Source organism: Zhihengliuella sp. ISTPL4 (assembly GCF_002848265.1).
Lineage (GTDB): Bacteria > Actinomycetota > Actinomycetes > Actinomycetales > Microbacteriaceae > Microbacterium.
Window position 1 is genome coordinate 1049187 of the sequence record NZ_CP025422.1, and the last position, 23853, is coordinate 1073039.

The window sequence follows — 23853 nt, forward strand, 5'->3', positions numbered from 1 at the left end:
TGCGGCTCAGCGGCCGCGGACGTTCGCGAGGGCCTCGAGGAAGGACGACGACCAGGCGTTCACGTCGTTGTCCAGCACCCGGCGCCGGAGCGAGCGCATGCGACGGGCCTGTTCCGCGGGCGACATCTCGACCGCTTCCATGATCGCGTCCTTGAGCCCGGCGATGTCGTGGGGGTTCACGCGCACCGCCTGCCGGAGCTCGTCCGCCGCGCCGGTGAACTCGCTGAGGACGAGGACGCCCCTGTTGTCCGTCCGCGTGGCGATGTACTCCTTCGCGACGAGGTTCATGCCGTCGCGCAGCGCCGTCACGAGCATGACATCGGCGGCGAGATACAGCGCGACCATCTCCTCGCGCGGGTAGCCCTGGTGCAGGTAGCGGATGGCGGAGTGGCCGACGGTGTCGTGGTCGCCGTTGATGCGGGCCACCGCGAGCTCGATCTCGTCGCGGAGGTGCGCATAGGCGTCCACGCGCTCCCGGCTCGGGCTCGCCACCTGGATGAGCGTGACGTCGTCGACGTCGAGGCGTCCGTCCTCCAGGAGTTCGCCATACGCCTTGATCCGGTGTCCGATCCCCTTGGTGTAGTCCAGCCGGTCGACGCCGAGGAGGATGCGCTTCGGGTTGCCGAGGCTCGCACGGATCTCGGCCGCGCGCGCCCGGATGTCCTCCCTGGCGGCGAGTTCGAGGTATGGCGCGGTGTCGATCGAGATCGGGAAGGCCTTGGCCACGGCCGTCCGCGTTCCGCCCTGATCAGGGATCGTGATGCTGGACCCCTTCACCTCGTACCGCAGCCGGCGCCGGACCGCGGTGAGGAAGTACGTCGCGTCCTGCGCCCGCTGGAAGCCGATGACATCCGCGCCGAGGAGTCCGCGGAGCACCTGGTCGCGCCACGGCAGCTGCGCGTACAGGCCGTGGGCCGGGAACGGGATGTGGTGGAAATAACCGATCGTGACGTCGGGACGCAGCTCGCGGACCATCTGCGGGACGAGCTGGAGCTGGTAGTCGTGCACCCAGACGGTGCCGTCCTGGGCGGCCGCCGCAGCTGCAGCCTCGGCGAACCGCCGGTTCACCCGCACGTACGCGTCCCACCACTCGCGGTGGTACTGGGGTGGAGCGATGACGTCGTGGTAGAGCGGCCAGATCGTGTCATTGGCGAAGCCCTCGTAATAGTCCGCGACTTCGTCGGAGCTCAGCGTCACCGGGATCAGGTCGATGCCGTCGGCCTCGAAGGGCTCGAGCTCGACATCCGGCTGACCCGGCCAACCGACCCAGGCGCCGTGGACGCGGCGCATCATCGGTTCGAGCGCGGCGACGAGGCCCCCGGGCGACGTCCGCCAGGTCTCCTCGCCGTCAGGACCCACGACCCGGTCCACCGGGAGACGGTTGGCGACGACGACGAAATCAGCAGCAGTCACAGGGGCACTCCTCGGTCAGGAACTTCCAACCTATCGAGGATGCGCGCGTCCCGCGGGTCCGTGCTCAGGCCTTGACAGCCGTTGCCGTACGGTGCACACCGCTGAGTGCCCAGTTGCCGAGGCCCGCGGCGAAAGCGATCCCTGCGGCGATCATCGGGAGGACGAGCGCGGCGGAAGTGCCGAAGTTCTCCGCGATCTCCCCCGCCACCGCGGCGCCGAGCGATTGGCCGACGACCACGCCGGAGCCGAGCATCGTCATCACGGTCGCCGACCGCCCTCGGGGGCTCCGGGCGGCGCCGAAGCTGTACTGCGTGACGAGGGTCGGACCGATGCCGATGCCCATGATGGCCAGGGCGAGCATCATCCCCGCCGGCGCGTCGACGATGCCGAGCAGCAGCGAGCCCGCGAGCAGGATCCCCGAGAAGACGAGCCACCGCGCCCTCAGCGTGAACCGGGCAGGAAGCCAGGCGACTCCCAGGGCCAGCAGTGCGGAGCCGACGCCCATCACGCCGTACAGCAGGCCCGCCTGCTCGGGAGCGCCGAGATCGGCCATGAAGGACGTGAGAGAGGTGAGCATCGTGCCGAAGAAGATGCCGACCCCGAGGATCCCGAGGACCACGATCAGGAGCTGCGGTCGGAACAGCTCGGACACGGCGGACGGCGCCCGGCCGTCATCGGTGCGGTCCTGCGAGACGTGCCGTCCGCTCGGGTGCAGGGCGAAGGCGCCGACGAACACCAGGGTCAGTGCGGCCGCCCCGACCAGCGGGGCCCACGGCGTGAGCGCCGAGGCGAGCACGCCCACGAGGAACGGACCGAAGACGAAGACGGTCTCGTCGGCGGCCGACTCGTACGCCATCGTGCCGGAGACGGTGCGGGCTCGGCGTTCCGCCGGCATCCGCTCGCCGATGATCGTCACCAGGCGGGAGCGCGACAGCGGCGCCACCTGCGGGGCCGTCGCACCGATGCCGATCGCCGCGAGGAGCACAAAGCCGTCGGCGGCCGGACCGTAGACCACCGCGGTGAAGAGAAGCAGCATCACCGCGTTACCCACGGCGAGCGCGAGGAGGACCCTGCGCTGACCGAAGCGGTCGGCGGCGGCGCCCAGGAGCGGTCCGAAGCACGCGGTGCCCAGACCGACCGCAGCCGACGTGAGACCGCCGAGGGACAGGGACTCTCGCGCCGACACGACGACGGTGAGGACGCCGACCACCATCATGGCGAACGGCAGGCGCGCGATGAACGCGATGAGGAAGTAGGGCAGGCCGGCGAGGCGGAAGAGGGTCGGCTCGGCGAGATCGGAAGTGGTGCTGGCGCGTGTCATGGCTCTCGCGCGTCGATGACGCGATGTCGGGTGCCGCCGCTGTCCGTCGGAGACGCCGACGGCCGGTAGATACACGGTTTCTGCGGCCGCGGGCGAACCGCGACCGTCTCATGATATCCGGTGCATCTGGGCGGACGCCTTGCCAGCCGCTCCCCCGCCTTGTCAAGGCTCCGGTCCGCCCACGCCGGCTGCGGGTACCGTAGGGGCATGCGCTACCTCTTCAGCACCGGACTCGTCGCCGCGATCTCGGCTGGGATCTCGCTGCTGCGCGGCACCCGCAACGAACCCATCACTTGGCGCTCGCTCCTGTCGTGGGTGAGCTGGGGCATCACGATGGCACTCGCCGTCGGCGCGGTCGTCGACATGCGCCGCGAACGTCACGGCGTGCCGGTGGACGCGGACTCGCCGCAATCGGTGAAGAAGTCCAAGAAGGCGCAGCGCCTGCAGTTCCGTTCGCAGAAGGCGCTCGCCGACGCGCAGGGGCACGCCCAGGACAAGCGGTCCTGACGCACCCCCGCGCCTCCGGCGTCAGCGGGTGAGGATGAGCGCCTCGCCCTGACCGCCGCCGCCGCACAGGCCGACCGCCGCAGTGCCGCCACCCCGGCGGGCGAGTTCGTGCGCGACATGCACGACGAGGCGGTTACCGGAGGCGCCGATCGGATGGCCGATCGCGATGCCGCCGCCGTGCACGTTGACGATCTCGCCGTCCAGTCCGAGCTCGGACTGCGAGCGGGCGACCACGGCCCCGAACGCTTCGTTGATCTCCACGAGGTCGAGATCCTGCGGCGTGATCCCCTGCTTGCGGCACGCCTGTTCGATCGCCCGCGCCGGCTGCGCCTGGAGCGAGTTGTCCGGGCCGGCGGTCTGGCCGCTCGCCCCGACGGTCACGAGCACCGGCCAGCCCTTGGCCTCGGCCGTCCCGCGCGTCGTGACGACGACGGCGGAGGCGCCGTCCGAGATCTGGGACGAGTTGCCCGCCGTGATCGAGCCGCCCTCGGCGAAGGCGGATCGCAGTCCCGCGAGGGTCTCCACCGTGGTCTCGGGGCGCACCCCCTCGTCTCGGGTCACCCGCACGGGTTCGCCCCGGCGCTGCGGCACCTCGACGGCGACGATCTCTGCGTCGAGCACACCGCTCTCCTGCGCGGCGGCGGCCCGCTGATGCGAGAGCGCGGCGACCTGGTCCTGGGCCTCCCGGGTGAGTTCGTAGCGCGCGTTATGCCGCTCCGTGGACGCGCCCATGCTCTCCCGGTCGTAGGCGTCCGTCAGCCCGTCGTAGGCCATGTGGTCGAGGACCTCGACGGTGCCGTAGGTCCAACCATCGCGCGATCCCATGAGCAGGTGCGGTGCGCGGGTCATCGACTCCATGCCGGCGGCGACGACGACCTCGGCGTCCCCGGTCCGGATCATGCGCGCCGCGTCGATCACGGCCGTGAGCCCGGACAGGCACACCTTGTTCACGGAGTGGGCGGGGACGTCCCAGCCGATTCCCGCGCCGATGGCGGCCTGACGGGCGGCGTTCTGTCCCGACCCCGCGGCGAGCACCTGCCCGACGATGACCGCATCGACGTCTGCCGGGTCCACCCCGCCCTGCTCCAGGGCACCGCGGATCGCGAACGATCCGAGCTGCGGCGCGGTGAAGGCGGCGAGCTGTCCTTTCAGCCGCCCCTGCGGGGTGCGCGCCGCGGCGACGATGACGACATCGTTCTCACTCATTGATCTCGGTCCTTCCGTTGTCCAGTTCCGGGGCGAGACGGAGAGGCGGCTCCGTGGCCTGCCGCACCTGCTCCACCGACACGTCGGGCGCGAGCTCGACCAGGACGAGCCCATCCGGCGTCACGTCGATCACCGCGAGGTCCGTGATGATCCGGTCCACGACGCCGCGTCCGGTCAACGGCAGCGTGCAGGCGTCGACGATCTTCGCCGAGCCGTCCTTGGCGACGTGCTCCATCAGCACGATCACCCGTCCGGCGCCGTGCACGAGGTCCATGGCGCCCCCGGGGCCCTTGACCATCTTGCCCGGGATCATCCAGTTCGCGAGGTCCCCGGAGGCGGAGACCTGCATCGCCCCGAGGATGGCGGCATCGATCTTCCCGCCGCGGATCATGCCGAAGCTGAGGGCGGAGTCGAAGAACGCCGCACCGGGGAGCGTGGTCACCGTCTCCTTCCCCGCGTTGATGAGATCCGGGTCGACCTCGGCCTCCCGCGGGTAGGGCCCGACTCCGAGGATGCCGTTCTCCGACTGCAGCACCACGGTCACGTCGGACGGGACGTGGTTCGGCACGAGCGTGGGCAGGCCGATGCCGAGGTTCACATACGCGCCGTCCGGCAGCTCGGCCGCCGCGCGCGCGGCCATCTGGTCTCTCGTGAGCGCCATGTCAGGCTCCTTCCGCGGCGACGGTCCGTCGCTCGATGCGCTTAGGGATGTCCGCGCCGACCTCGACGATCCGATGCACGAAGACGCCGGGCAGGTGGATCGCGTCCGGGTCGAGCTCTCCCGGTTCGACGAGCCGCTCCACCTGCGCGATGCACACGCGCCCGGCCATCGCGGCGAGCGGGTTGAAGTTCCGCGCCGCCTTCCGGAACACGAGATTGCCGTGCCGGTCGCCGCGGACCGCGTGGACCAGGGCGAAGTCGGTGTTGATCGCCTCCTCCAGCACGAACTCACGGGGCTCGCCGTGCACCGCGAACGTGCGCACGTCCTTGGGTGGCGAGGCCACCGCGATCGAGCCATCCGCGTGGTACCGGCGAGGCAGACCACCCTCGGCCACCTGGGTGCCGACGCCCGTCTGGGTGAAGAACGCCGCGATTCCGGATCCTCCCGCCCGCAGCTTCTCGGCCAGCGTGCCCTGCGGGGTCAGCTCGAGCTCGAGCTCACCGGACAGGAACTGCCGCTCGAACTCCTTGTTCTCTCCCACGTAGGACGACGTCATCTTCCGAATGCGCTGCGCGGCGAGCAGGACGCCCAGGCCCCAGTCGTCCACCCCGCAGTTGTTGCTGACGACGCTCAGGTCGGTCGTGCCCTGCGCGAGGAGCGCTTCGATGAGCGCGATCGGGTTCCCGGAGAGTCCGAAGCCTCCGACGGCGAGCGAAGCGCCGTCCGGGATGTCGGCGACCGCGGCGGCCGCGGAGTCCCATTGCTTGTCGATCACGTCTGCTCCTTCGGATCCGTGTCCCCTCCCAGCTTCCCGCCCCGGGCGGAGTCGCGGCCAGCGCCCTCTTGCGATGTGGACGCCCGCACCACTAGCGTCCACGATGTGGACACTGCGACGAACCCCGTCCCCGGCACTCAGGCCGTCGCGCGGGCTGCGCGGCTCCTGCGGCTCGTGACGGCCGCCGGCACCGACGGCGCCACCCTGCAGGAGCTCGCGGCACGCGCCGGGCTCTCCCGGCCCACCACGCATCGCCTGCTCAGCGCCCTGCGCGCGGAGGGTCTCGTCGACCGCGACGCCGGCAGCAGTCAATGGATGCCGGGACCCGAGCTCTTCCTCATGGGGTCTGTGGCTGCCGCCCGTTACGACGTGACGACCCTGGCCCGGGACATCGTGCGGTCGCTCGCCGTGAAGACCGAGGAGAGCGCGTTCTTCTCGGTCCGCCGCGCGGACGAGACGGTCTGCCTGCTGCGCGAGGAGGGTTCGTTCCCCATCCGCTCTTTCGTGCTGAGCGAGGGAGTGCGCTTCCCGCTCGGCGTGGCGAGCGCCGGCCTCGCGATCCTCGCCTTCCTCCCCGACCACGATGTGGATGCCTACCTGGAGCGGCACCCGGAGCTCGTCGAGAACTGGGGGCGCGCTCATGGTGAGCGCCCGCTGCGGAAGCGCCTCGCCGAGACGAAGGAGCGGGGTTTCGCCGTCAACCCCGGCCTGATCGTCGAGGGGAGCTGGGGCCTCGGTGCGGCGGTGTTCGACCGCGCCGGCCGCCCGGAATGGGCGCTCAGCCTCACCGGTGTCGCCTTCCGCTTCGGCCCGGAGCGTCAGGCCGAGCTGGGCCGGATCCTCCTCGCCCACGCGCATCAGCTCTCCGCGCGGATCGCTCACGCCCGACGGTGATCTCGATACATACCAGTGGGTATATACTTTCTGGTATGAATCGCTCCGAGGTGATCCCGTCGCTCGTCCTTTCGGGCTACGCGCTGGGTCGCATCGCCGCCCAGGACGCGGGGAACGAGGCCCCCGCCGCGCAATGGCGGGTGCTCAGTCTGCTCGACCAGTCCGGCCCCCGTCGCGTCGGCGAGCTCGCCGCAGCAGCCCGCACGACGCAGCCCGGGATGACCCGGCTGCTCGGCACCCTCGAACGCGAGGGCCTCGTCCGCCGCTCCCCCGACCCCGACGATTCCCGTGCCACCGTCGTCGCCGCGACCCCCGACGGCGCCGCGGCCCTGGCCGCCTGGCGCTCCGAGTTCCGGGAGACGATCGCGCCGCGCTTCGCCGACCTCGACGACGACGACTGGCACACCCTCACGCGCGCGGCTGAGATCCTCGCCGCCCGCACCTCCGCACACCGGACAGGAGAGATCCGTTGAACACCGCCCCCGCAACCCCCACACCCTCGGTCTGGAAGCAACCGGCCCAGGTGTGGGCCGTCGCCTTCGCGTGCGTCGTCGCCTTCATGGGGATCGGGCTCGTCGACCCGATCCTGCCGGCGATCGCGGAGTCGCTCGAAGCCACGCCGGTCGAGACGGAACTCCTCTTCACCAGCTACCTCCTGGTCACCGGCCTCGCGATGCTCGTCACCAGCTGGATCTCCAGCCGGATCGGCGCCAAAGCCACGCTCCTCGTCGGTCTGGGCCTGATCGTCGTGTTCGCCTTCCTCTGCGCGATCAGCGGCAGCGTCGACGCGGTCATCGGCTTCCGTGCCGGCTGGGGGCTGGGCAACGCGCTGTTCATCTCGACGGCGCTGGCCACGATCGTCGGCGCCGCATCCGGCGGCAGCAGCGCAGCCATCGTGTTGTACGAGGCGGCGCTCGGCCTCGGCATCGCCGTGGGCCCCCTGCTCGGCGGCATCCTCGGCGAGCAGAGCTGGCGAGGACCGTTCTTCGGCGTCGTCGCCCTGATGGCCATCGCGTTCATCGCCGTCCTGGTGCTGCTGCGAGGGCCGGGCGAGAAGCGCACCCCCGTGAAGTTCTCCGCCCCCTTCACCGCCCTGCGCCGTCCCGCTCTCGCGATCCTCGCCGTGGCCGCCCTGTTCTACAACATCGGCTTCTTCGTGCTGCTCGCGTTCTCGCCCTTCCCACTGGGCTTCGGAGCGATGGGCATCGGCCTGACGTTCTTCGGCTGGGGTGTCGCCCTCGCGATCACCAGCGTGTGGGTCGCGCCGGTGCTCATGCGCCGGATGACGAGGACGCACGTCATCCTCACCGTGCTGCCCCTGCTCGCCGTCGACCTCGTCGTCGCCGGGCTCGTCGTCGCCGAACCGGCTGCTCTCGTGGTGTGCATCATCGTGGGCGGCCTGCTCCTCGGCGTGATGAACACGGTGCTGACCGAGGCCGTCATGGAGGCGACCGACCTCCCCCGCTCCGTGGCCTCTTCGGCCTACTCCGCGGTCCGCTTCCTCGGCGGCGCGATGGCCCCGCCGATCGCGGCACTCCTGTGGCACCTGTTCAGCGCCACCGTGCCGTACCTGTTCGCCGCTGCCGCCGTCCTCCTGGCCGCGCTGACGATCCTCCTCGGCCGGAAGGTCCTCGCGCACATCGACGACGAACCGGCTGATGCGACGGCAGAGGACGCGGCGGCGATCCTCGTCGGTGACGCCGGCTGATCGGCTCGGCTACCGTGGGGAGATGACCGACGCCCCTCCCCTCCCCGAGCGCAGCCGGCGGGTGCAGGAACACCTCCTCGCGGCCGGTGTCGAGACAGAGATCCGGGTCCTTCCGGACTCGGCGCGTACCGCCGCCGAGGCGGCTGCCGCCATCGGCTGCGACGTCGCCGCGATCGCCAACAGTCTCCTCTTCCTCGCCGACGGTCGGCCCGTGCTCGTCATGACCAGTGGCGGACACCGGGCGGACGTCACCGTTCTGGCACGGAACATCGGGACGGGCGAGGTGGCCATGGCCCCACCCGCCGTCGTCCGCGAGGCGACGGGACAGGCGATCGGCGGGGTGGCGCCCGTCGGCCACCCCGAGCCGCTGCCCACCTTCATCGACAGCGCTCTGCAGGCGTACGAGGTGATCTGGGCGGCCGCGGGCCACCCGCACACCGTCATGCCGCTCACGTTCGCCCAGCTGTCGGCTCTCACCGCGGGCACGACGATCGACGTCGTCTGACCAGGATGTCCGTGCCATGCCCCATGATGGAGGCGATGCGGCCGCGGGGCGAGCGACCGGCGAGACGGAGGCGATGACATGTGCGGACGATTCGCGAACGACGCGGCGACGGACGAGCTGATCCGGGAGTTCGTCGCCGAGGGCGGCCGGCCGGAGGACTGGTGGAAGTCCTGGCACGGCGCCTACTCGATCGCCCCCACCGAGAGCGCCCCGATCGTCCGCGACCGCGGCGACGGCCGCATCCTGGAACTCGTCCGGTGGGACTGGCAGAGTCCCCCCAACCGACCGCAGCGCGCTCCACTGATCAACGCGCGGATGGAGAAGCTCGCCGCTGGATTCTGGGCACCGGCGTTCTCCGCCGCCCGCTGCCTGGTGCCCATGCGGGGGTACTTCGAATGGACGGGCGAGAAGGGGCACAAGACCCCGCACTTCCTCCACGGGGACGGCCTGCTCGCCGCCGCCGGGCTCACCTGGTCGATGGAACATGAAGGCGAGAAGGTGCGCTGCTTCGTCGTCGTCACACGGGAGGCCCGCGACGCGGGCGGCGAGGTGCACGACCGGATGCCCGCCTTCCTGACTGCCGACACCTGGGACGCCTGGCTCACGCCGGAGAAGCTCACCGGGCAGACCAAGCTCGACACGCTGGCGATGCTCGATCACACCTCCGCGGACGTCGCGGCGACGCTCCGCGGCCACGTCGTCGACCGCAAGGTGAGCAATACCCGCACCGTCGACCCCGCGGATCCCACGCTCCTCGACCCGGTGGCCTGGAACAGGAAGAGACGCGAGGACACACGACACCCCGGTCGGGTAGGAGATCGGCCGAAAGTGTGACACGCTGTGCACACCCCACAGCAGCGATCATCTTGGTCGCGCCTCTTGGCACAGGTTTCCGTGGCGAAACGCGAGGACCCTGCAATGGGCAAGTTCATCTACGAGAACAGCGTCAAGGTCGACATCGAAGACCGCGCTCTCACGCACATCCAGCTGGTCATGACGGCGAAGCTCCGCCGTGGCGAGCCCTTCGGCTTCACGTGGAAGGACGACACGAGCGTGGGCGGCGGCCGTACGACGGTCTGGATCCATGCCGGAAGCTCCCTGGTCTACAAGTACCACGGCAGCCGGCAACCCAGCGTCAACCGCGCCTGGATCGAAGCGCTCGCCTTCACGGCGAACGCCCCGAGCGGGCTGTACCTCGTGCCCGAGCCCGCGGAACAGCAGCCCGACGACCGCGAGAGCGCTCTCTCGCGCTCCTAACATGCGGACGGAGCGGGTTCAACCCCCCTTTGCACCCCCTCCCTCCCTTCGTACCGTGGAGCCATGGGGAACAGCACGGGAATGACGACGACGCACATCGAGATCGATGGGCACGACTTCCTCCTGCCTCGCAGCACGGATGTCGCCGACCTGATGTCTCGGATCGAAGCAGCCGCCCGCGCGCAACCCACGTTCATCGATCTGGCGACCGGCGACAGTCTCACCAGCGTGCTCATCACTGCCCAGTCCCGCGTCGTGGTGTACCTGATCCGCGAGGACGCAGGAACAGACGCCCCTATCGACGCCCGCTCGACACTCGACTGGGACCTCTGACGACCACGGCCCGCTCGTAGACTGGGGGGATGATCGTCGCTCTCATCCGCCCCCGAGGCTCCAGGACCGTCGATGTCACCGGGACCTCCCTCGAGGACGTGCACGCTCAACTCGATGCCCACCGGGAGCCGGGCTACGCACTCACGTCCGCCCCGGTGCGGATGCTCAAGGGCGAGGCCAAGATGGAGGCCACGGGGACGTTCCAACGGATCGACGGCGTCGAGCAGATCGAAGCCGACGACATGGCGGGCATCGAGGCGAAGGTCCCCGAGGGTTGGCAGCTCCTCTCGGTCCGGCGCGCCTGAGCGAGGCCGACAGTCACGAGACAGAGAAAAAGCCCCGGAGATGGCGAGATCTCTGAGGCTAGTTCCGTGCACCCCCAGGGACTTGAACCCTGAACCCACTGATTAAGAGTCAGTTGCTCTGCCGATTGAGCTAGAGGTGCGTGGCCCGGGATAACCCCGACCGAGGAATTACATTACCAGCGGTTGGCGTCGAGACGAAATCCGCGGCGTCCCGGGCGTGGCCCGGGCGTTTCGCCTGCTGATCCTGGCCGATGGTCTCTGCGGGCACCGTTGGGGCGGCGACTATCCTGAGAGCGTGACCGCCACTCCCGACGCCGCCGATCTGCGCGCCGATCTCCAGCTCGCCCTCCGCCTCGCCGACGCCGCTGACGCGCAGTCCCTCCCCCGGTTCGACGCCGCCGATCTGGAGGTCTCCACCAAGGCGGACAACTCGCACGTGACCGACGCCGACCTCGCCACCGAGCGCGCGATCCGCCGGATGCTCGAAGAGGAACGCCCGGACGACGGCATCTTCGGCGAGGAGTTCGGCGCCCAGGGCGGCACCGCCCGCCAGTGGATCATCGACCCGATCGACGGCACGGCGAACTTCCTCCGCGGCGTCCCGCTCTGGGGCACGATGATCGCGCTCGCGATCGACGGTGTGCCGCAGGTCGGCGTCGTCAGCATGCCCGCTCTCGGCCGACGGTGGTGGGCGGCCGCAGGGCACGGTGCCTGGACCCTTAACGGCGGCACGGAACGACGGCTCGCCGTTTCCTCCGTCTCATCGCTGGACGACGCCAGCATGAGCTTTCAGAGCATCGGCCAGTGGCGGGATGCCGGCGAGCTGGAAGCCCTCCTGCGCGTGAGCGAGCGCGTGTGGCGTGACCGGGCCTACGGCGACGTCTACGCGTACATGCTGCTCGCCGAGGGGCGCCTCGAGGCGGTCGCGGAGTTCGACGTGAAGGAATACGACATCGCCGCCGCCGTCGCCATCGTGCACGAGGCCGGCGGACGCATGACGGCGTTCGACGGATCCGAGACGATCTCCGCACGCTCGACGCTCGCCACCAACGGCATCCTTCACGACGACTTCCTGCGGCTTCTGCACGACTGACACCTCCGAGGCTCCATGAACTCCCGACGACTCGCGGCCCTGACCGGCTTCCTGCTGATCGGGGCGCTTCTCACGGGCTGCGCGGACGATGGGGGGCCGGCACCCGCGCCATCCCAGCACCCGACTTCCGCCGCGGACGGCACCGGCGCGACCCCCGCGCCGAGCGCGGACCAGCTGACGTGCGAGTCGTTGATCTCGGATGGCACCGTCGCCGCGCTCACCGACGCAGGTTGGACGGCGGAGCCGCGCGAGTTCGTCGTCGGCGGCGTCGAGTTGCCGCAAGGCCTCCTGTGCTTCTGGGCCGACTTCACCGTCCCCTCGGACCACGGCCAGATGTACGGCTGGTCCCCCCTTTCCGCCGCGGACGCGGAACGTGCGCAGGCCGGTCTCGAGGAGGAGGGGTGGCGGATCGAAGAAGGAACCGCTGGGGTCTACGTCACGGAGGACCCGCAGTACGCCATGAGCACGGACGAGGACGGATACGGCATGACGTATCTCTTCGGCGACGGCTGGGTGAAGGTCGCGGACACGAAGCAGGGGCTCCTCCTCGTCGAAGGACGGGAGTGACGACGAGCATGCTTCCCGGTGTCGTTGTCAAGCGGTTGGGCCACGGAGCGCGGATGGGCGATGCTGGAGGTATCCGTCGAGGAAAGGAACGCGCATGGGTAACGACAGCGACCGCAACGACATCAGCACCGAGCCCTCCCCCGGCCCGGAGGAGAACGACAACCTCGGCGCCGAGGACAACAAGGGCGAACCGCGCACCGTGCCGCCCACGGACGGATCGGACGACGAGGACGACGTCGTCGCCGAGGATCCGGACCGCTCGCACTGAGCACGTTTCGCTGACGACAGCCCCGCCTCGCGCAGAGGCGGGGCTTTTGTCATCCGGGCGTCGACCCCTGAACGACTTCGTCGACGAGCTGGATCCCGCCCGTCGAGTTCGCGGACTGCATGAGGTCCTCGATCCACTGGGGGTTGAGCTTTGGCGCCTCGCGCCCTTCGAACGTGAATCGCAGCGGGATCGACGGATGCAACCAGATCGTGGAACGTCCGTACGCATCTCCCACCGGGTGGGTCCACGACACCGTGAAGCTCTCGTTGCGTCGCAGCTTCGTGGCGATCACCACCTTGAGGTGCGCCAGGGCGCGGTCCTCGATGTGGAGCTGGCTCGTGCTGTCGTACATGATGAACCCCATGTGCGAATGGTAGGCCCGTGAGCGGACCGGGACCAGAGGTGGTTCGTTCCATGCAGCAGCGTTCTCGGCTCCGGCAGCGCCCACTGCTCTGCGTCCCTGTCAAGGGGCGGGAGCAGGCGGCAGACGAGCCTCTAGCCTCGGCTCATGAAACACGTGACGTACGGAGAGAAATCACTGCTCATGGGCGACGATGCCGCCGATGCGCTTCTCGAGTACAGCCGGGTCGTCGCCGACGAGGGCCGCGCGGACACCGTTTCCTTCCGGTCGATCAGTCCTGACGGCAACATCGGGCTCGCCTCCTTCCTTCTGAACCCGAGCACGGTGCTCATGGTGGAGACGACGAACAGCACTCTGGAGGCACCGGACAACGCGGAGGAGGTCGCCGAGGTGCACAGGCGCATCGATGCGGTTCTCCGTCCTGCGCCGACCGAGCCCTGAGAGCCGTGGTCATCCGACGGTCACGGGGCCACCGCCGCTATCGACGACGTCTGACCGCTGAAGGAGTGCGACGCCCTAGCCGCGGACATCCCGGGGGTCGTTGCCGTAGCTGTTCCGCTCCCCGATCGTGCCGTCCTCCCGCCGGATGATGTGCTCCGCCTGACGGGCTCGTGCTGTTTCCCGCCCCACGGCGACGGCCTCTTCCTTCGTCTCGTGCGGGCCGCTGAACGTGTTCACCTCGCCCTGCACGCGGTTGAACCAGCCACCCTCCTGGTGGAACGTGTCGACGTCGCCCTTCGGCATGGCGTCTCCCTTCGTCGTGAAGCACCTTGGTACCGCGCGGCCGAGCGCGCGACCGAGCCCCTTGCGTGTCCGAGTGAATCGTCGTAGGAACCGTCCACCTGTCGCCTGCCTCTCCCGCTATCGTCGACGGATGACGACCCCCACGATCCACGGCTTCCTGGAGCGCCCCGGCGGCGTGCGGATCTTCTGGCAACGTCACGGACGCGGGATGGCGCCGGCATTGTTCCTGCACGGCGGGCCGGGCTCCGGCTCCTCGGACTTCTTCCGCACCTTCTTCGACCCGGCGCTCCACTGCGCCTTCACCTTCGATCAGCGCGGATGCGGCCGGAGCACGCCGTCCGTGGTGGACGATCTCGCCGCCCTCCCCCTCAACACCACGCAGACGCTCATCGAGGACATCGAGGCGCTGCGCAAACACTTCGGGGTCGACCGGTGGATCGTCGTGGGGCTCTCCTGGGGAGCGACGCTCGCCCTCGCGTACGCCGAGCGTCACCCGGAGCACGTGTCAGGGTTGGCCCTCGGCGCCGTGACGACCACCAGTCGCGCCGAGGTCGAGTGGATCACCGAGGACCTTCGTCGGGTGTTCCCTCGCGAATGGGCGGAGCTCGAGCGCGCGGCTGCACCGCGGCATGGGGAACGCATCCTCGACGCCCTGTACCGCGAGATCACGAGTGCCGATCCGGAGGCCCGCGACCGCGCGGCCGTCGCCTGGGGACGGTGGGAGAACACGCACCCCTCCCTCGACCCCGCCTTCTCCCCTGACCCTCGCTGGGAGGATCCACGCAAACGCGTCGAGCTGGCGACGCTCATCCTCCACTACTGGTCGCATCATGCCTTCCTCGGCGACTCCGGGATCCTCGACCGCGTCGAGAGGCTTGCAACTATCCCGGTGCTTCTCGTCCACGGACGCCGTGATCTGAGTTCGACCTCGTCGGTGCCGTTCGATCTGCATCGGGCGTGGCCGGCCAGCACTTTCATCGAAGTCCCCGACGAAGGCCATGGGGGCCCACGGATCGTCGAAGTTCTGCGCGAGGGAGTGCGCCGCATGTCCGCATGAACGCTTCCCCGCAGCGATGCGTCTGCTCGAATGCCCCGGGACGTCCCCCGAAGAGGGGACAGACAGCCGTTACCTCGCGTCGATATTCTGGCCGAATCGCGGGGTGCACTCCGGCGCTCCTGATCGGGAGGACGTCTCATGACGATCGATGTCGCAGCGGAGCCGCTGGTCGCAGTCGTGCGGGGCGCGTGGTCCACGGCACGGGGCACGATCGTCGTGCCCGCCGGATTCCACCTGACGGACGTGACCGCCCAGACCGGAACGCTGAGCGCCCAGGTCACCGACCCCACCGGCGCGCGATTCGGCATCCGCGTCCCGCTCCCGAAGGCCACGCGATGGGAGGGTCGGGTCCAGGGCGGAGAAGGCACGTCCGAGCACTGGGCCCTGTGGAGCGTCATCGTCCCCCTCATGGCCGAGCTGGAGACCGATGCCGCACGCCGCTTGCCACCGGACGCCGACGGCGTGAGGTGGGTCACTCCATAGCGAAAAAGCCCTCGCGTCCGGACGAGGGTCCGCGACGCGAGGGCTTCTTCCGTGACAGCCACGTATTCGTGCGGTGGGAGGAGAGGCCATCGGAGTTCCGCGGTCAGATTCGGCCGGGAGGTCGGCCCGTTCTGTGCCCAGGGCTAGCCGCGTTCACGTGCGCGCCGGAGCAGCGACTATCTGCCGTAGACCAGCGATGGCTCAAGCATCGATTTCCACGGGAGATCCCACGACCTCAAGTAGTGGAACGACCCGGACATCGCCGCCAGGGTGCTTCCGGGGCTGCACCGTCTAGCGGATGGAGCGCGGCGCCGACAGCGTGGCAGATGCGCGTTGGCCGAGTCGCTCGACAGCCCTGATCGGGGTCCCCACAACGACATTGAAGACCCTCAACCAGAACCGTTTCAGTCGCACTTCGACGAGTTGGTGCAGAGCGTACGACAGAGCCAACACTAGAACCAGCGCGAGCCCGTACATCAGCCACTTATTGCTCTCGGTCGCGAAGTGATCGAAGAATATGAACGCCAGGTGCGCGTGGAGCAAGTACAGCGGGTAGGTGAGCGCGCCAAGCAGACGGCTGTTCGGTAGCCGCCAGTCCCTCACCGGCGGAAGAATCTGAAGGATCATCACGACGAAGAATGCGGCAACTATCAGGCAGGTGATGATAGCCGATTGCTCGTACGGTCCCCCGGCCTCGTTCAATCGGTCGACGTCCGAGACCATGTAGCGGATAGCGACGTAGAAGGCCCCCAGCAAACCGGCCACCTGCCACCAGTGCCACCCGCGTCGGTGAATCGCTGAGATGATGGCGCCGGCGGCGAAGAACGAGAACAGCCCGCCCAGCAGGGGCCGAGTCGCGAGCGCCGGTGTCAGGTGCAGGACTCCGACCATGGCAATGGCCCACGCGGGGAAGAATACATCCAGCCACTTCCCGATGCGGAAGAACAAGAACAGGAACACCATGCCGTAGAAGATCAGCTCGTTGAGGAGCGTCCAGTAGACGCCATCCACCAGGGGCTGATCGAAGACACTCGGAGCCATGGTGAGGTTCGCGACGACCTGCACGAGCGTGACCCTCATTTCAGGAGCACCCCACATCGCAGTCACCACAGCCGTAAGGAGCATCGCGACCCAGAATGCGGGATAAAGCCGGACCCCGCGGCGGACGGCGAAGTCCGACGCAGCACGTCCGTGAGCGGATATCGCGATAACAAATCCACTGATCATGAAGAACAGGTCAACGCCGAGGTATCCATAGGCGGCGACCGGAGCCACTGGGCTGTACGAGACTGTCGACATCATCCCGGTCTCGATGCCGCGGTACAACCAGTGATAGGCGAGCACGGCGAACGCCGCGAGGAACCGCAGATAATCCAGAAGCTCGAATCGCGGTCCGAGCGCGCTGCTCGGGCTGACGGAGACCATCGCCCCACTATGGCATAGCCCTGTGAAGGCTATGATCGCTCACGATGCACACGATGACGGCGGAGATGAACGCGTCGACGCGGCCGGTCGAACGCTCCCGCGCCGCGACGTTCACGGTTACCATCCTGGCTCTCGCAACGTTCGGCCCATATCTGCTCCAGAGCATGCGCACCGAACAGGCAGCCGTTTACGGTTTGACTCTCCTGTTCCTCCCGATCGTGTTCTTCCGGTTCCGGCCCGAAGGCGGGCTGCGGTTCCTCCTTCCCTGGGTCGGGTACGTGGTCGTCGCGACTCTCGCGGTGATAGCACCGAGCGCCAAGCCGATGCCGTACGACGCTGGCTCTCTGCTGGGCGGCCTCGACAACATCCTGGCTCCCCTCGCGATCATGCTCCTCATCTGGTCCGTCGTTCCAGAGCGTGACGCCGAAGGTCTACTCAAACGGTTCTGCAAGATCGTTGCCGTCGCCATGGCAATCAACGGAGCGATAGCGATCCTTTCCACGCGCGTCGAAGTGACCGACTACATGCGCCCTTTCTGGGCCAATGAGGACAGCACAACCACGGCGGACCTCGCCGCGCAGCTTGGGCGCTACTCAGGCATCTTCAATCTGCCTTCCGAGGCAGGCGCGATGTACGGCGTTGCGGGTCTCGCCGCGATCTATGCGTGGAGTAACCGTCCGGCGCTCGTCGCTCTCCTCGTCACCCTGATGACTCTTGGCGGCCTCATCAGCGTGTCCAAGGTCTTCATCTTCGGCGGGCTTCCCTTCATCGTCATCTACTGGTTCTGGTCGCAACGCGGAGGCCGCAAGGTCGCTGCCCTCTTTGGCCTCGTGCTCATTGCTCTGGGCGTGGTGCAGTCCGGGCTGTTCTCCGAGTGGACCGGTGCGAACTACCTGGGCCGGCTCTTCGTCACGTCGAGCGACCAAGGTTTCCTCGAGCTATACAGTGCTGGCCGCTTCGACAGCGACTCGACCTTCAACACAGTGATCAACCAGGCACTGGCTTACAACCCGCTCACGGGGGCGGGAGCTGCCGGCTGGAAGATCCCCTACGACGGAGCGATCGCTGAGGCACTGATCGTTGGCGGCGTGATCGGCCTGATCCTGCTCAGCATCGTCATACTGTCGATCTTCTCCCTGGCGCGAGGACTCGACAGGTCGGGGCAGTGGTTCGCTTTCCTGCTCGGCGCAGTGACAGTCGCCGGCTCGCTCGGGTTCTCCCCGCTCACCGCGAACCGCATCTCTACCGTCACCTGGGTCATCGTCACGCTCCTCGTCCTGGTTGCCCGGGACCGCAAGCATCGGACCGAACCCAGCGACGCTGAAGCGCCTATGCTGACGGCATGGACTGGACCGACTTCGCAGGGCCGATCGTCCCGATAGGGGCCGGCGCCGCCGTGCTCTCCGCGGGTCCCGATCCTTGGGGAGTAGTCCTCGGGGTCGTGCTGATCGTCACCGGCCTGGTGATGTTCGAACGCCTCCGTCATCACGACGCCGGCAACACCGGCGACGAGTGACTGAGAGAGACAGAAAGCAGCTCAGCTTCGCCGTCGTTTCCGAGCTCACCGATGGCGGCCAGCCTCGTTGCTCCAGCCGAGCCGCCGGTGCAGTACTGGATCGCTCTGCCGTCCGCGAGCCTCCACCGGGCGCCAGCCGCCACCGCCGTAGACGGCGCCCAGGTCGCGCTGGGCAGGGCGCCGTTGGCCGTCTGTAGCCACCCACGCGGTCCCCATGGCCGGTGCGGAGGCGCCCCATTGCATGCCGCGGCGGAGAGCCCTCGCTGGGCGCAGATCCGCTCAGGTACTCTTCCGGCGCCCCAGGTGCTCTTGAAGCACTGCGCGAACTCTCCAGGGGATTCAAATCGTGCGTCGACCCGCCCGCTGACAGAGCGCATATTGGCACGAAGGTAAGGGCGTGCAGAACATGCTCCGGCACGAGCCCGCCGCGATGAACCTCGACGCATACGTGGATCGTTTCGACGACGATCTCGACAGCGTCGCCGAGGTGTTCTGCCGACCGGGTGAACGCAAAAAATCCCCGCGTTCCCATATTGACGTATGGGAACGCGGGGGCTTTGTATGTGACAGCGACCTGGTGGAGCTGGGGGGAATCGAACCCCCGTCCAACGCTGAGTCTCCACGCCTTCTCCGGGCGCAGTCTGTGGAAGCGTTCTGCTCGGCTCCGACCTTTGTCACAGACACCTAAGTCGACGAGCCCAGCCTGGGAAGAGTCCCACGTGACGTCCAGACGCCGTCACGCAGCAAGATTCCTAGATGACGCCAGGATCCGTATCGGAATCACATACGGTCTGACGGACTATCGGGCTCGCTTAGGCAGCGAGGGCGAAGTCGTTGCGCTTGGTTTCGGCAACTATTGTTTTGCAGAGGGCGTTTACGAGATAACTCTGCATCCTCGGCCCGCTTCTCGTGGATTCACAGGCGCTGTCGAAACCGATCAGCCCCGTGGTCCTTCTCTCGAAGGAGCCGCTGTCACACTGTGGAATTGTCAGTCCCGGATGACGAGCACCCGAGCATCACAGGATACAACGTTCTCGGCTCGCTCGCCATTCCCCGCCCCCGATACCCGTCGCGTAGAGTCGCCCCATGAGCGATGTGACAGTCACCGTCCGCGGCGAGCACGAGGCGCGTCTGGCTCCGGAGCGCGCCACCGTCCGCGTCACGGTACGTGCCGAGGGCCCCGACCGCACCGCGGTCGTCGACCATGTGATGCGCCTGGCAGAGCCGGTGCGGAGCAGCATCGTGGGGCGGGTGGACACGGGCTCCGCTCTCGACTGGAGCAGCACCAGGCTCGCGGTCCGTGCGGAGCGTCCCTGGAACGCAGACGGTAAGCGTCTGGCCCCCGTGCACTACGCGAGCATCGACGTGACCGCGACCTTCGCGGAGGCCTCGGAACTGTCCGTCTGGATCTCCGACATCTCCGCGTGGGACGGCGTCGAGATCGGCGGGGTCGACTGGCACCTCACCCCCGAGACCCGGGTCCGTGTGGAGCGTGAGGTCGCCACCCAGGCCGTCGGCGTCGCGGTGACGCGCGCCGAGGCGTACGCCACGGCCCTGGGGCTCACCACTGTGACACCCGCGGAGATCGCCGACACGGGCCTTCTCTCGACCGTTGCCTCCGCTCCGGGTGCTCCGTTGGGGAAGGCGCGCGGTACGGTCGCTTTCGCGGCCGACACCGCGCCCGCCATGGAATACGAACCGCAGGACATCATCCTCACGGCGACTGTCGAGGCGCGCTTCCTCGCTCGCTGACCCCTGCCCTCAGTCGCTGACGACGAACGGAGCGAGGTCGGCGGCGAGACGCTCGGACACGTGCGCGTGAACGGCCGTGCCCGCTTCCTGATGCTCGACCGACAGCAGCATCCCGGTCTCGTGGATCGCCGCGACGAGGTCACCGCGCTCGTAGGGGATCACGGCGTGAAGCTCGACGGCGGGCTTGGGCAGCGCCTCTTCGATCGCTGCACGGAGCTCGACGATGCCCTCCCCGGATCGCGACGACACGAAGTGCGCCCGCGGCTCCAGGCCGCGCAGCACGAGCCGCTCGTCCTCGGGGATGAGGTCGGCCTTATTGAAGACGACGATCTCCGGCATGTCGCGCACGCCGACGTCGCCCATCACGTCCCGCACGGTCTGCAACTGGCCGGCCGGGTCAGGGTGCGAGCCGTCGACCACATGCAGCACGACGTCCGCGTCGCCGACCTCCTCGAGAGTGGAGCGGAAGGCTTCGACGAGCTGGTGCGGCAGGTTGCGCACGAACCCGACCGTGTCGGTGAGCGTGTACACGCGACCGTCCTCGGTCTCCGAGCGGCGTACCGTCGCGTCGAGGGTGGCGAACAGCGCGTTCTCGACGAGCACGCCCGCGCTCGTCAGGGCATTGAGCAGACTCGACTTTCCCGCGTTCGTGTACCCGGCGATGGCCACGGACGGGATCGTGTTCCGCTTGCGCTCGGCGCGCTTCGCCTCACGCGCAGGCGCGAAGTCGCGGATCTGCTTGCGCAGCAGCGCCATCTTGGTGCGGATGCGTCGACGATCGAGCTCGATCTTCGTCTCACCAGGACCACGCGAGCCCATACCGGCGCCACCGGCGCCGACCTGTCCACCGGCCTGGCGGCTCATCGACTCACCCCAACCGCGGAGACGCGGCAGCAGGTACTCGAGCTGCGCGAGCTCGACCTGGGCCTTGCCCTCACGGCTCTTGGCGTGCTGGCTGAAGATGTCGAGGATCACGGTGGTGCGGTCGATCACCTTCACCTTCACGACGTCCTCCAGCGCACGCCGCTGGCTGGGCGCCAACTCGGTGTCGGCGATGACGGTGTCCGCGCCGACGGCCGCGACGATGTCCTTCAGCTCCTGGGCCTTGCCGCGTCCGAGGTAGGTGGCGGCGTCCGGATGCGGACGGCGCTGCAGGACACCGTCGAGCACGACCGCGCCTGCCGTCTCCGCGAGCGCGGCGAGTTCGCGCAACGAGTTCTCCGCGTCCTCCTGTGCCCCCTGCGGGTACACGCCCACGAGCACGACGTTCTCGAGGCGGAGCTGCCGGTACTCGACCTCGGTGACGTCTTCGAGCTCGGTGGAGAGACCGCCCACGCGCCGCAGCGCATGCCGATCCTCGAGGTCCCACTGGTCGCCGTCCGCCGTCGAGTGGGCGGCCGTCGCTTCGTCCTGGAGCGCCTGTGCGGCGCCGAACATGCGCACCTCGGAGCGCTTCTCTGCGTTCGCCAGCACGCGCTCGACCGTCTGGTCGTCGGTGGAGGGTGTCTTCGTCTCCGTCATCCGTTCCTGTCTCTGGTTTCCTCGCGAGCCTTAACCTTAGCCCGCGCCGTCCGGTACGCTCACCGTATGGGGTCCGACCACTACTTCACTGCGGCCCCGGCTAGCCCCGAGAACCTGCGCAAGATCCGCGTATCCCTGGCAGGCCGTGAGCTCGAAGTGACCACCGCGGGTGGCGTCTTCAGCCCGGATCGACTCGACGCCGGCACCGCAGTGCTCCTCGCCAACATGCCTCCCGTTCCTCCCGGAGGTCATCTTCTCGATCTCGGCAGCGGATGGGGACCGATCTCCCTGTCGATGGCGCTGGCCTCGCCGCACGCGACCGTCTGGGCGGTCGACGTGAACGAGCGGGCTCTGGACCTCGTGCGACGCAACGCCGCAGCCCTCGGCCTCACCAATGTCAACGCCTCGCTGCCCGAAGATGTTCCCGCCGACGTGACCTTCCGCACGATCCGGTCGAACCCGCCGATCAGGGTCGGGAAGAACGAGCTCCACGGACTACTGGAGAAGTGGATCCCGCGACTCGACGAACGCAGCGATGCATGGCTCGTCGTCCAGCGGAACCTCGGCGCCGATTCCCTGCAGCGCTGGATCGGGGCGACCTTCCAGCCCGGCTACAGCGTCTTCCGCACGGCGACCGGCAAGGGCTATCGCATCCTCAAGGTGCGCAAGCACGGAACGCCTCCGACGGAACCGATCGCCGTCGTCTGAGACCTGATCGCCGCCCTCAGGCCAGATCGACTTCGCCCTGGTAGACGAGCTTCGCCGGTCCGGACAGCGCGACGTGCTCCCCGTCTTCGGCGGGGAACATCCGGACACCGAGGGTGCCGCCCGGCACCTCGACCTGCCAGTTGTCTGGGGCCTGGGCACCGGCCCAGTACCGCACGGCGAGAGCGGTGGCGGCGACCCCGGTGCCGCAGCTCAGTGTCTCGCCGACCCCGCGCTCGAAGACCCGCATCCGCACATGCCCGATGCCGTCGCGCACGAGCGGCTCGCCGGGGACCACGAACTCGACGTTGGCACCAGCGGTCGGGGACGGCTCCAGTTCGGGCGTCCGCGTGAGTTCCAGTAGCCCGAGTTCCGCATCGGAGGCCAGCGCCACGACCACGTGTGGGTTGCCAACATCGATGCCGAGTCCCGGACGGGTGACGGTCAGCCCGTCCGCGCGCACCAGTGGGTCGTCCCCCGACAGCTTCCAGGCACCGAGGTCGACCTGATAGCCGCTCACGCTGCGCGTGACGTCCCGCACCCCGGCTCTCGTGCCGATCGGAAGAGTGCTGCCCGGCTCGATGACGGCGAGTCCGGACCGGACGAGATAGTGGGCGAAGACGCGGATGCCGTTGCCGCACATCTCCGCGATGGAGCCGTCCGCGTTGCGATAGTCCATGAACCACTCGGCATCCGGCTCTTCCGCCAGGGCCGCTGCGCCCTCGGGGATCGCGGACGACCGCACCACTCGCAGCACACCATCCGCGCCGATACCGAAATGACGATCGCAGAGCACGGCCACCTGCTCCGCCGTCAGCTCCAGCTGGCCGTCGGGGTCGGCGATGATGATGAAGTCGTTGCCGGTACCGTGCCCCTTGGTGAATGCGACCATGGGACCAGTCTAGGGAGCGGTCGACACTGCCCTGCGCGGTGTGACCCGATAGCGTCCGCAGAGGAAGCTGCGGTTGCGGGCCACCTCGATCAGTTCGAGGTCGAGACGCCGCGGCAGCAGAGGAGCCCCGGCCCCGAGCGTCACCGGTGCGTACTGCACCCAGACCTCGTCCAGCAGTCCGGCGTCGGCGAACTGCCCGGCGACGTCTCCCCCGCCGACCACCCAGAGGTCTTTGCCGTCCGCCGCGTCGAGCATGGCGCTGTGCACGTCCCGGACGTCGGCACTCGTCACGCGGATATCGGCCTCCGCCGGCACCGTGAGGTCGCGATGCGACAGCACCCAGGTGGGCTGCGTGTACGCCCAGCGACCTTCCTCATGGCGCATGACCCACTCGAACGTCGACGCACCCATCACCAACGCACCGATGTTCTTCTCGAAGGTGGGGTACGCCATCGGACCTTCCATGTCGATGTCCTGGGTCAGCAGCCAATCCAGGGAATGCTCGGTGGTGGCGATGAAGCCGTCCAGACTGGACGCGGTGAAGTAGTGAGTGGCCATGCGCGCATCCTCGCACGGGCTACCGA

The 23853-nt window shown here is 68.5% G+C and carries 30 protein-coding genes, 1 tRNA gene and 1 other RNA gene; 19 read left to right on the top strand and 13 right to left on the bottom strand.

Annotated features, from left to right (window positions below; translation table 11 throughout):
* Window positions 1–6 precede the first annotated feature (6 nt).
* Together CYL12_RS05095 and CYL12_RS05100 are read right to left on the bottom strand one after the other, a co-directional pair.
* On the bottom strand, window positions 7–1413 hold the full coding sequence (locus CYL12_RS05095; protein ID WP_101846095.1) for an alpha,alpha-trehalose-phosphate synthase (UDP-forming): 1407 nt from the start codon (window positions 1411–1413) through the stop codon (window positions 7–9).
* A 64-nt stretch (window positions 1414–1477) separates the two neighbouring features.
* Complete coding sequence (locus tag CYL12_RS05100; protein ID WP_101846097.1) at window positions 1478–2734, bottom strand: MFS transporter; 1257 nt, start codon at window positions 2732–2734, stop codon at window positions 1478–1480.
* A gap of 207 nt (window positions 2735–2941) precedes the next feature.
* On the opposite strand from CYL12_RS05100, the gene CYL12_RS05105 reads away from it, so the two are divergent.
* Entirely contained in the window at window positions 2942–3241 is a 300-nt protein-coding gene (locus CYL12_RS05105; protein WP_025103262.1) for a hypothetical protein, read from the top strand.
* Between the two features lie 21 nt (window positions 3242–3262).
* Here the strand turns inward: CYL12_RS05105 and CYL12_RS05110 are convergent, their stop codons facing one another.
* The 3 genes from CYL12_RS05110 to CYL12_RS05120 are packed head-to-tail and all read right to left on the bottom strand — an operon-like array spanning window position 3263 to window position 5883.
* On the bottom strand, window positions 3263–4447 hold the full coding sequence (locus tag CYL12_RS05110; protein WP_101846099.1) for an acetyl-CoA C-acetyltransferase: 1185 nt from the start codon (window positions 4445–4447) through the stop codon (window positions 3263–3265).
* Window positions 4440–5108 (bottom strand): CoA transferase subunit B, encoded by a 669-nt coding sequence (locus tag CYL12_RS05115; protein ID WP_199399189.1) that lies wholly within the window; start codon window positions 5106–5108, stop codon window positions 4440–4442. The genes CYL12_RS05110 and CYL12_RS05115 overlap by 8 nt, the downstream gene beginning before the upstream one ends.
* Before the next feature lies 1 nt (window position 5109).
* On the bottom strand, window positions 5110–5883 hold the full coding sequence (locus CYL12_RS05120) for a CoA transferase subunit A (RefSeq protein ID WP_101846101.1): 774 nt from the start codon (window positions 5881–5883) through the stop codon (window positions 5110–5112).
* Window positions 5884–5988: 105 nt separating this feature from the next.
* On the opposite strand from CYL12_RS05120, the gene CYL12_RS05125 reads away from it, so the two are divergent.
* The 8 genes from CYL12_RS05125 to CYL12_RS05160 all read left to right on the top strand — a co-directional run bounded on the left by CYL12_RS05125 (window position 5989) and on the right by CYL12_RS05160 (window position 10885).
* Window positions 5989–6777 carry an IclR family transcriptional regulator gene (locus CYL12_RS05125; RefSeq protein WP_101846103.1) on the top strand — a complete coding sequence of 263 codons (789 nt, stop codon included), beginning with the start codon at window positions 5989–5991 and terminating at the stop codon, window positions 6775–6777.
* A 35-nt stretch (window positions 6778–6812) separates the two neighbouring features.
* On the top strand, window positions 6813–7250 hold the full coding sequence (locus CYL12_RS05130) for a MarR family winged helix-turn-helix transcriptional regulator (RefSeq protein ID WP_101846105.1): 438 nt from the start codon (window positions 6813–6815) through the stop codon (window positions 7248–7250).
* Window positions 7247–8485, top strand: a complete 1239-nt coding sequence (locus CYL12_RS05135) for an MFS transporter (RefSeq protein ID WP_101846107.1) — start codon at window positions 7247–7249, stop codon at window positions 8483–8485. The genes CYL12_RS05130 and CYL12_RS05135 overlap by 4 nt, the downstream gene beginning before the upstream one ends.
* Window positions 8486–8507: 22 nt before the next feature.
* A complete protein-coding gene (locus CYL12_RS05140; RefSeq protein WP_101848680.1) occupies window positions 8508–8990 on the top strand; it encodes a YbaK/EbsC family protein in 483 nt (160 codons plus the stop codon).
* 78 nt (window positions 8991–9068) lie between these two features.
* Window positions 9069–9824 (top strand): SOS response-associated peptidase, encoded by a 756-nt coding sequence (locus CYL12_RS05145; protein WP_101846109.1) that lies wholly within the window; start codon window positions 9069–9071, stop codon window positions 9822–9824.
* 84 nt (window positions 9825–9908) lie between these two features.
* Window positions 9909–10247 carry a DUF7882 family protein gene (locus CYL12_RS05150; RefSeq protein WP_101846111.1) on the top strand — a complete coding sequence of 113 codons (339 nt, stop codon included), beginning with the start codon at window positions 9909–9911 and terminating at the stop codon, window positions 10245–10247.
* A 63-nt stretch (window positions 10248–10310) separates the two neighbouring features.
* Window positions 10311–10580: a hypothetical protein gene (locus CYL12_RS05155; RefSeq protein WP_101846113.1), complete on the top strand. Its 270-nt coding sequence runs from the start codon at window positions 10311–10313 to the stop codon at window positions 10578–10580.
* Window positions 10581–10609: 29 nt separating this feature from the next.
* A complete protein-coding gene (locus CYL12_RS05160) occupies window positions 10610–10885 on the top strand; it encodes a hypothetical protein (protein ID WP_101846115.1) in 276 nt (91 codons plus the stop codon).
* A 67-nt stretch (window positions 10886–10952) separates the two neighbouring features.
* Here CYL12_RS05160 and CYL12_RS05165 read toward each other — a convergent pair.
* Window positions 10953–11025, bottom strand: a tRNA-Lys gene (locus tag CYL12_RS05165).
* A 155-nt stretch (window positions 11026–11180) separates the two neighbouring features.
* Here CYL12_RS05165 and CYL12_RS05170 point away from each other — a divergent pair.
* The 3 genes from CYL12_RS05170 to CYL12_RS17100 all read left to right on the top strand — a co-directional run bounded on the left by CYL12_RS05170 (window position 11181) and on the right by CYL12_RS17100 (window position 12813).
* Entirely contained in the window at window positions 11181–11978 is a 798-nt protein-coding gene (locus CYL12_RS05170; protein WP_101848681.1) for an inositol monophosphatase family protein, read from the top strand.
* 15 nt (window positions 11979–11993) lie between these two features.
* The gene (locus CYL12_RS05175) at window positions 11994–12545 is read left to right on the top strand and encodes a hypothetical protein (RefSeq protein WP_101846117.1); all 552 of its coding nucleotides are present in this window, start codon (window positions 11994–11996) and stop codon (window positions 12543–12545) included.
* Window positions 12546–12639: 94 nt separating this feature from the next.
* Window positions 12640–12813 carry a hypothetical protein gene (locus CYL12_RS17100; RefSeq protein WP_158297093.1) on the top strand — a complete coding sequence of 58 codons (174 nt, stop codon included), beginning with the start codon at window positions 12640–12642 and terminating at the stop codon, window positions 12811–12813.
* 49 nt (window positions 12814–12862) lie between these two features.
* Here CYL12_RS17100 and CYL12_RS05180 read toward each other — a convergent pair whose 3' ends face one another.
* Window positions 12863–13177, bottom strand: a complete 315-nt coding sequence (locus tag CYL12_RS05180; protein WP_101846119.1) for a DUF7882 family protein — start codon at window positions 13175–13177, stop codon at window positions 12863–12865.
* Between the two features lie 144 nt (window positions 13178–13321).
* On the opposite strand from CYL12_RS05180, the gene CYL12_RS05185 reads away from it, so the two are divergent.
* Window positions 13322–13615: a hypothetical protein gene (locus tag CYL12_RS05185; protein ID WP_101846121.1), complete on the top strand. Its 294-nt coding sequence runs from the start codon at window positions 13322–13324 to the stop codon at window positions 13613–13615.
* A gap of 75 nt (window positions 13616–13690) precedes the next feature.
* Here the strand turns inward: CYL12_RS05185 and CYL12_RS05190 are convergent, their stop codons facing one another.
* Entirely contained in the window at window positions 13691–13918 is a 228-nt protein-coding gene (locus tag CYL12_RS05190; protein ID WP_101846124.1) for a DUF2188 domain-containing protein, read from the bottom strand.
* Window positions 13919–14048: 130 nt separating this feature from the next.
* Here CYL12_RS05190 and CYL12_RS05195 point away from each other — a divergent pair, with 130 nt between their 5' ends.
* Window positions 14049–14975 carry an alpha/beta fold hydrolase gene (locus CYL12_RS05195; RefSeq protein WP_101846126.1) on the top strand — a complete coding sequence of 309 codons (927 nt, stop codon included), beginning with the start codon at window positions 14049–14051 and terminating at the stop codon, window positions 14973–14975.
* 138 nt (window positions 14976–15113) lie between these two features.
* Complete coding sequence (locus CYL12_RS05200) at window positions 15114–15458, top strand: hypothetical protein (RefSeq protein ID WP_101846128.1); 345 nt, start codon at window positions 15114–15116, stop codon at window positions 15456–15458.
* Window positions 15459–15749: 291 nt separating this feature from the next.
* On the opposite strand, the gene CYL12_RS05205 is transcribed toward CYL12_RS05200, so the two are convergent.
* A complete protein-coding gene (locus tag CYL12_RS05205; protein WP_101846130.1) occupies window positions 15750–16883 on the bottom strand; it encodes an acyltransferase family protein in 1134 nt (377 codons plus the stop codon).
* Window positions 16884–16936: 53 nt separating this feature from the next.
* On the opposite strand from CYL12_RS05205, the gene CYL12_RS05210 reads away from it, so the two are divergent.
* Together CYL12_RS05210 and CYL12_RS17105 are read left to right on the top strand one after the other, a co-directional pair.
* Window positions 16937–18265, top strand: coding sequence for a hypothetical protein (locus tag CYL12_RS05210; RefSeq protein ID WP_101846132.1), 1329 nt, complete (start codon window positions 16937–16939; stop codon window positions 18263–18265).
* A complete protein-coding gene (locus CYL12_RS17105) occupies window positions 18226–18399 on the top strand; it encodes a hypothetical protein (protein ID WP_158297097.1) in 174 nt (57 codons plus the stop codon). The genes CYL12_RS05210 and CYL12_RS17105 overlap by 40 nt, the downstream gene beginning before the upstream one ends.
* A gap of 575 nt (window positions 18400–18974) precedes the next feature.
* On the opposite strand, the gene ssrA is transcribed toward CYL12_RS17105, so the two are convergent.
* Window positions 18975–19344, bottom strand: a transfer-messenger RNA (tmRNA) gene (gene ssrA, locus CYL12_RS05215).
* 141 nt (window positions 19345–19485) lie between these two features.
* Here ssrA and CYL12_RS05220 point away from each other — a divergent pair.
* Window positions 19486–20151, top strand: coding sequence for an SIMPL domain-containing protein (locus CYL12_RS05220; protein WP_101846134.1), 666 nt, complete (start codon window positions 19486–19488; stop codon window positions 20149–20151).
* A 9-nt stretch (window positions 20152–20160) separates the two neighbouring features.
* Here the strand turns inward: CYL12_RS05220 and hflX are convergent, their stop codons facing one another.
* Complete coding sequence (hflX, locus tag CYL12_RS05225; RefSeq protein WP_101846136.1) at window positions 20161–21672, bottom strand: GTPase HflX; 1512 nt, start codon at window positions 21670–21672, stop codon at window positions 20161–20163.
* Between the two features lie 66 nt (window positions 21673–21738).
* On the opposite strand from hflX, the gene CYL12_RS05230 reads away from it, so the two are divergent.
* Window positions 21739–22380, top strand: a complete 642-nt coding sequence (locus tag CYL12_RS05230; RefSeq protein WP_101846138.1) for a class I SAM-dependent methyltransferase — start codon at window positions 21739–21741, stop codon at window positions 22378–22380.
* Window positions 22381–22396: 16 nt separating this feature from the next.
* On the opposite strand, the gene dapF is transcribed toward CYL12_RS05230, so the two are convergent.
* Window positions 22397–23269 (bottom strand): diaminopimelate epimerase, encoded by an 873-nt coding sequence (gene dapF, locus CYL12_RS05235; RefSeq protein WP_101846140.1) that lies wholly within the window; start codon window positions 23267–23269, stop codon window positions 22397–22399.
* A gap of 9 nt (window positions 23270–23278) precedes the next feature.
* Window positions 23279–23827, bottom strand: coding sequence for a dihydrofolate reductase family protein (locus CYL12_RS05240; protein WP_101846142.1), 549 nt, complete (start codon window positions 23825–23827; stop codon window positions 23279–23281).
* Between the last annotated feature and the right edge of the window lie 26 nt (window positions 23828–23853).